Source organism: Xenorhabdus sp. NBAII XenSa04 (assembly GCF_963866145.1).
Taxonomy (GTDB): domain Bacteria; phylum Pseudomonadota; class Gammaproteobacteria; order Enterobacterales; family Enterobacteriaceae; genus Xenorhabdus; species Xenorhabdus indica.
This window is the reverse complement of record NZ_CAWMEB010000445.1, coordinates 1-7,161: the sequence shown is the minus strand read 5'-3', so window position 1 is coordinate 7,161 and position 7,161 is coordinate 1. Positions and strand designations below refer to the sequence as shown.

The window sequence follows — 7,161 nt, the reverse complement described above, 5'->3', positions numbered from 1 at the left end:
ATTATGAAAGCTTATTTATTGACATGCGACGTCTCTAAGGTGTTCTAATTTTGTTAATTTACCAGATGGTCTTCTTTATGGATTATGTGATACACAAATGTTGTAGATGTAGTTAATGATGATTCATTAATACGATCGGTGGAGAAAAAAATGCAACAGTTAACCAGTTATATATGTGGTGCCTGGGTTTATGGGAAAGGTAATGCCAGAACTATTCACCATGCAGTAAATGGTAAGGCCCTGTATCAGGTATGTTCAGATGGGCTACCACTGGCTGATAGTCTCAGTTATGCCAGGGAAAAAGGGGGCAAAGCCCTCGCGGCTATGACATTCCAGCAGCGGGCTCAGATGATGAAAGCCGTTGCAAAGCATCTGATTGCTAATAAAGAAGCCTTGTATGCTATTTCAGCGGAAACCGGAGCGACCCGTTCGGATGGTTGGATCGATATTGAAGGAGGCATTGCGACGTTATTTTCCTATGCGGGTCTGGCAGGACGTGAGTTACCGGATGATGTTCTGTGGCCGGAAGATGAGATGATCCCACTGTCGAAACAGTCCCAGTTTGTCGCTCGCCATGTTCTGACCTCTCGTCCCGGTGTTGCACTACATATCAATGCGTTTAACTTCCCTTGCTGGGGAATGTTGGAAAAACTGGCTCCGACCTGGATGGCGGGTATGCCGGCAATTATCAAACCTGCGACCGCATCAGCACAATTAACACAAGCGATGGTGAAATTGATCCTTGATAGTGGTTTAGTGCCGGAAGGTGCACTGCAACTGATCTGCGGTGGTATGGGTGATCTGTTTGATCATCTCGATTATCAAGATGCGGTCACTTTTACAGGTTCAGCTCAGACTGGGCAGAAATTGAGGATTCATCCACGGTTGATTGAAAAATCAATTTCATTCACGATGGAGGCAGATTCCCTTAACTGCTGTATTTTAGGGGAGGATGTCACGCCGGAAATGCCGGAATTCGGTGTGTTCATTAAGGAAGTTGTGCGTGAGATGACGGTAAAAGCAGGGCAAAAATGTACGGCTATCCGGCGTATTATTGTGCCGGTCAGTCAACTTGAGGCGGTTAAACAAGCGTTGCTTAAACGTCTGTCTGGTGTAGTGGTGGGCGATCCTGCTTTACCGGATGTACGTATGGGAGCATTGATCAACCTTGAACAACGGGATGAGGTCCAATCCAAGGTTGATGAGCTGTTACACAGTGGCTGTGAATTACTGTGCGGCGGTGCGTTGGATAAGTTAGTGCTGGCAAATAATACCCACAGCGATGGGGCGTTCTACCCGCCAACTCTGCTTTATTGTACAGAGCCGATGACCAATCAGATCGTACATGAAACGGAAGCCTTTGGGCCGGTTTCCACTTTGATGGCTTATCAGGACACAGAACAAGCGATTGCTTTGGCTTTGATGGGACAAGGTAGTCTGGTGGGTTCATTGGTCACGGCAGATGAGCAAATTGCGATGCAGGTTATCCGGGCAACAGCTTGTGCTCATGGCCGTATGTTGATTCTGGATGAGGCGGCATCAGAGGAATCCACAGGACACGGTTCTCCGTTACCTATGTTGGTACATGGTGGGCCGGGACGTGCTGGTGGTGGTGAAGAGTTGGGAGGATTGCGTGCGGTGAAACACTATATGCAGCGCACTGCAATTCAGGCCAGCCCAAGTATGCTGGCGGCTATTGGTCGTGAGTGGGTGCGCGGTGCAAAAGTGAAGGAAGCTCCTGTCCATCCGTTCCGTAACTATTTCGAACAAATTGAAATTGGGGAAAGTCTGTTGACGGCTCGCCGGACGGTGACGGAAGCGGATATCGTCAATTTCGCCTGTCTGAGCGGGGATCATTTTTATGCTCATATGGATAAAATTGGTGCGGCTGAATCCCTGTTTGGTGAGCGTGTGGCGCATGGTTACTTTGTTGTATCGGCTGCTGCCGGGCTGTTTGTTGATGCGCCTGTCGGGCCAGTATTGGCGAATTATGGTATGGAAAACCTGCGCTTTATTGAACCAGTGAAAATTGGCGATACGATTCAGGTTCGGTTGACCTGCAAGAAGAAGATTAAGAAAGTTCAGAAGACCCCGGATGACAAGCCACAAGGTGTTGTCATTTGGGATGTGCAAGTTTTGAATCAGGAGCAACAGCCTGTCGCTCTTTACAGCATCCTCACACTGGTGGAGCGGCGGCAGAGGGATTATGTTTAACTCGTTAATATGCTCTAAATAAGAAAGATGAAGTGCCTGAGGAACAATATTAATAAAACAAAGTGGTGATATTCCTCAGGCCAATTTTTACATTTACATCCAGAATTCGGGTTGATCATGATTATTGGAGAGCGAAAGTTGCAGCTTTTTGAATAGTTCTTCTAAGCTCGAAATTAAATAAGGGATAAATTTTTCGTTTCCTAAAGTACGTGTAAAGATATCATTTGGCAAAAAACGCTCCATTTCCGCCATGAACGCTTGACCAGTGATCACTTCTGGTAAGGATTGGCGGCACTGTTCGAGTAAGGTAGTAAAATTTGTCAGTTTGTAGTCAGCAATTTTTTTCTTCACCAAATCAGTGTCTAATTTGGCATTTTGTTGTTGTAACCAAACCAAATCCCAAATGTCCCGATGGCTCACATAATTTCTGGTAGCAGGTAATGCAATCAGTTTGTCTGCCATAATTTCATCTAAGGTTTCGACATGTATCAAGGTATCATTGTAACCATCGGGCAGAGAATCGTAGTTATTACGTAATGGTAAAATATTTCGGGTATAAGCAGGAATATTGGCAACTTCAATCTTAATGCGTTGTTTGGGTAAATCTTTTCTATCGGGAGAAGTAATAACAGCAATCTGCCATTTGTTGATTTTAAGTTCAGAATATTCAGGCTGTTGTTTTAGTGTTTCTGGCTCTTTTACTGTGACTTCTAAGCCATATCGTGTTCCAATGTAATCTTCAATACATTGCTTCATATCTGTTAATTGGCTGAATGAGAAATCGTTTCCACCAGCGAAGTCTAGGTCTTCACTAAAACGGTTGCCCCCGTAACAGAGGCGTAAAGACGTCCCTCCCTGAAAAATAAGGTCATCAAGTAATCCACTCTGCTCAAGACAAAATAAGATGTCATAATGGAGAATTTCTTTTTCAATAACGGGTCGCATATGTTTTATTTGACCATTTTGCAAAATGTGATCGACCAGTTGTGAGAAATCTGCACGATTAATCCTCATAGATTATCTCCTTTTCAACTAAATGTGTATTTCTACCCACTCGTTTTAGGTCACGGTAGGCGGCTTGTTTACTTGCCAGGCGGAGTGGTCTGCCAATTTCTTTGATATTGCAGATAATGTCGGGAACTGACCTTTTTGTGTGTGTAAATTCAATGATACCGAAAGGGGTTTTGTAGGTTCCTTTACGGCCTGTAGTCATCACTGTCAGCCGATCAATTGGAATTTGTGAAATGGCACCGTATTCAGATAGTGCAGATTCTAAGCTGACATAGTTGTATTCACCTCTTCTCATTGCCTTGGCAATGAGTTCCAGCGTGTTTAATCCTTTACGTTGCGATAGGCTAAATACGTAAATGCCTTTAGAAGCGCGTAATAATACACCGTGCTTAACGAGACGGTGCAGGCTGGCTTCAAAGGCACGTTTGCTGTCCTCTGAAAAAATTTTGGCAAGATCTTTAGTGGTGAAGACATAGCGGCCTTGTTGATCAAATTTACTCAGTCGTTGAATAGCGGTAGTTTGATTCATGGTATTAAGTCTACACTTATATCACTTTTAAATGTGGTTTATGTAAATATAATAGCATCTGATTAAGTGGACATAAACCACATTTAAAGGAGATATTTGTGTCTATCTGGTAGGGAATTTTTTTATATTTTTAAGGTAAGTTGAGCCAGATGGGTGATGATAGGAGCGAATATTATGTAATGTAGCAGGATGATAATCGTGGATATTTTCTTGCAAATCTGGGTATATCGTCATACCTGCTTCAAGGTTTATATCGACAACTTGCCTGCAAGATACGAATAATGGTTTCGGCCCCGCTGCGATTAGGGTTGATGCGGATCATGCGTTTCTCCAGGGTGGGATCCGCCTGACGAAATGTGCCGGAAATTCGGTAAAACAATGGGGGAATTTCAAATTTCGATTCGGCACCGACGGGATAAGGTAATGCACCCAATGTGTGTGCTGTGGTCAGTACGGCATCTGCAATCGGTTCGTGAAATTCCACTAAGACAACTTTTGACTGAGCGTTGGCGATAAATGCCCGCTTCACTTGTGGCACTTCGCCCTGATTCAGCCTTGTTACCAGAGATTCATTCACTTCAGATTGCACTGCGTGCATGACCGGGGCGAATACTAACCCACGTAATGCTTCCATCGCCTGATAACCTTGAATCTGGCAGCCACCGGAGTACATGCCGTGGCGCAATTTATCAATCGCAGTCTGTTGGCCGATAACCACGCCTACACCTTGTGGCCCCAGTAATTTGAAGCAAGAAAAGGCAGAAAGGGTTGCGCCGTATTCACAACCAATATGTGGCACTTTCATTGCGGCATAATTGTCATCTACCAATGAAGGAATATGGTATTGATTTAAGATGGCAATGATATCTTGCAGGGCATAGTAATCATCGATTTTTTGCCGTGTATGCTGGATCAGGCAGGCTACTGGCTGATATTGCTTAATGCTGATCTCTAGTTGGTTTGTACAGTTGAAATCGGCATATACAACATTAAGACCCATTTGTTCAATCGATGTTTTTGTTGTGGGATAAACGGGGGCATCATGCACCAGTAATGTCTCGTGAGGACGAAGCAGTGCCGCCAACCCGGCACGTAAAGCGCCGGTTCCGGCACCATTGACAAAGGCCGATGCTTCAGCCCCGAAGTACTCGGCGATTACCCTTTCAATACGCTGAGTCATCCGGGGTTGATGGAGATCCGGGACTAATCCCAGATCGCCTTGTGAGAGAAAATCAGCTCCGGGAAAGTGACGACAGATAATATCCACCAACTTAAATTGCTGCTGTTGGGCTTGTGTCATAGTCATACTATTCAGTGGATAGCTTTTCAGTAGATAGCTTTGCAATGAAGCTGTTTTCATTCTCTTACTTTATTCCTGTTAATTGATTCCTGCTAAATAGAGCACGTTGGCAAGAATACCTACCGCAATGGTTGCAATCGGGCCGATTGCCATTTCAACCAAAGGACGTTTGGAAGTCCGGTTGAGCAGGTAGATACCTGCCACAATCATAAAGCCCATACCCGGCAGAATCGCGTTGGAAGCAATCATACCACCAACTAACAGGGCGACTTCGAGCATTTTGGTGATCGCGGTACGAATATGGCCACTACAGGCTTTAACGCCGGGGTATTTATCCAGCCAGATTGCAATTTTCGCCAGCAACTGGATCTCAATAAACATAGTGATACCGCCTGCAATAAAGGCGAGCCACGGGGTATTGGTTGCCAGACCTGCTACAAAGACGAATTTCATCCCGTTGGGGCTATACACGCCGGTGGCGATTGCCGTCGTACCGACCAGTGGAACAAACCCAATGGCACGAGCCAGCGCCACCAGCAAGGCGTTGGTTTGTTCATCTTGCGCCATTAATTGCAGTGATACCGGACCTTCTGCCAGCAGGCTGAAAGACATGGTAGCCGCACTTGCAGTCAGACCACCACAGAGAATGAGGAGCCATTTGTTTTTTTGAATACGTTCAATACGGGTCGAAAACAGGCCCACTAAGATTTCATTAGCGCCTTTTGGTGCTGCTGAGGTTTGATTTGTTGATGGTGTATTATCTGCAAGATGTGCCGGGCGTTCACGCATGGCAAAGTAGAACATTGCGATCATCGACAGCAGCAAAGCCGCTCCATTTGGATCGACGCTGACAGGTTTTTCGATTAAACCACCAAAACTGAGCGGGCCAGCGGCTTTGGTCGCCAGATAACCAATCAAAGCGGTTAACATCACTAACAACCCTTTGCGGTAGCCATATTGGTAGCCGACGACCATCGCAGGGAACAGGGCAAAACAGGCCACAATCGGATCGCCGACTTTTTTCAGATCGTCGGTGAAATTAACCGGCAGCATGGCAAAGAGTTCCACCACTGAACGCAGCCCTGCCAGTAAGGCAATGGCGTACAGCGCGCCAATAATACCTGAAGCGATAAACCCTCTGCGGCTGTTGGCACACCAGATACCAATCATGTCCGTGCCGAGCAACAGGCTGTGAACCAGTACGATTGGCGCTGTCAGCGAAAAGGGAATACCAAATCCCACAACCAGACCGATGCTTAGGGCAAAGCTCGTCGCAGCGAGTGCTTTACGACTCATTCGCCCTTCAAGATATTCAGGAAGCAGTGGACGCAGACCATCATGGAAAACAGCGATACCACGGTTTGCCATCATGGCAGCAATCGCACCAATTGCCGCCAGTAATCCTGCTTTAAAGGGATCGACTTCCATCAATCTCGTCAGGAAATCATGAAAATGTTGCATGATATGCTCCTTATTGAGAAATAGTCGTATTTTGAGAAATGATCGAGTTAATGATCACAGGCAGAACAATGTCGATATCTTGCCCTGTAAAGCCAAACGCTTTTTTGCCTGCTTTCACATGAGCAATAATCTCATCGTCCGGTAAGATTTTTCCCGGCATGCCAATGGTGGCACAGCGATCTAAGCCGATAAGTGCAATAGCGATTGCCAGTGCTCCACCTCCTCCGGTATTACAGGCACCAAAATAGTAATCGGCATCGCCATTTTTAATCGCCATAGATGCTTCGATATCATTCATGATGACAATTGAGGTAGCTTTATTTCCTGCCAGTTGCCGGATACATTCGGCTATTTTTTCTTTTTCTATTTGTCCACCAACGACAAATTTCATGTTGTTATCCCTCTCTTTAAATTATCTTTTATAAGATATTGTTTATTTTTTGGAAAAAAGCGTATTGAAAAAGTGATGCCGGAAGAATTGTGCAGGGTTGTCACGTAACATTCGGTCTATCTGTGTTTGGGTAAAGTCGGCTGCCCGCAGCATCGGAACGAATACAGTCAGTAAGTAATCGAAACCAATTCCTCCGTTGCTTTTCAGATGAGAACGGCGGGTTATATCTTGCGAGAGCATCACTCTGTCGAGTAG

General features: G+C 45.4%; 6 protein-coding genes and 1 pseudogene. 1 reads left to right on the top strand and 6 read right to left on the bottom strand.

What is annotated here, in order from left to right; genetic code table 11:
* Window positions 1-150: 150 nt before the first annotated feature.
* Entirely contained in the window at window positions 151-2,214 is a 2,064-nt protein-coding gene (gene paaZ / locus AAC147_RS19220) for a phenylacetic acid degradation bifunctional protein PaaZ (protein WP_047683900.1), read from the top strand.
* A 93-nt stretch (window positions 2,215-2,307) separates the two neighbouring features.
* Here the strand turns inward: paaZ and AAC147_RS19215 are convergent, their stop codons facing one another.
* The 6 genes and pseudogenes from AAC147_RS19215 to AAC147_RS19190 all read right to left on the bottom strand — a co-directional run.
* A complete protein-coding gene (locus AAC147_RS19215; RefSeq protein WP_047683898.1) occupies window positions 2,308-3,228 on the bottom strand; it encodes a nucleotidyl transferase AbiEii/AbiGii toxin family protein in 921 nt (306 codons plus the stop codon).
* Entirely contained in the window at window positions 3,218-3,754 is a 537-nt protein-coding gene (gene abiEi, locus AAC147_RS19210; protein WP_047683895.1) for a type IV toxin-antitoxin system AbiEi family antitoxin, read from the bottom strand. Before abiEi ends, AAC147_RS19215 begins: the two co-directional genes overlap by 11 nt.
* A gap of 241 nt (window positions 3,755-3,995) precedes the next feature.
* Window positions 3,996-5,084: an aminotransferase class V-fold PLP-dependent enzyme gene (locus AAC147_RS19205; RefSeq protein ID WP_047683902.1), complete on the bottom strand. Its 1,089-nt coding sequence runs from the start codon at window positions 5,082-5,084 to the stop codon at window positions 3,996-3,998.
* A 48-nt stretch (window positions 5,085-5,132) separates the two neighbouring features.
* On the bottom strand, window positions 5,133-6,515 hold the full coding sequence (locus AAC147_RS19200; RefSeq protein WP_047683893.1) for a YhfT family protein: 1,383 nt from the start codon (window positions 6,513-6,515) through the stop codon (window positions 5,133-5,135).
* A 10-nt stretch (window positions 6,516-6,525) separates the two neighbouring features.
* Window positions 6,526-6,906 (bottom strand): DUF2620 domain-containing protein, encoded by a 381-nt coding sequence (locus AAC147_RS19195; protein ID WP_047683891.1) that lies wholly within the window; start codon window positions 6,904-6,906, stop codon window positions 6,526-6,528.
* A 42-nt stretch (window positions 6,907-6,948) separates the two neighbouring features.
* Window positions 6,949-7,161: pseudogene (locus AAC147_RS19190) on the bottom strand (phosphotriesterase-related protein); the annotation flags it as partial.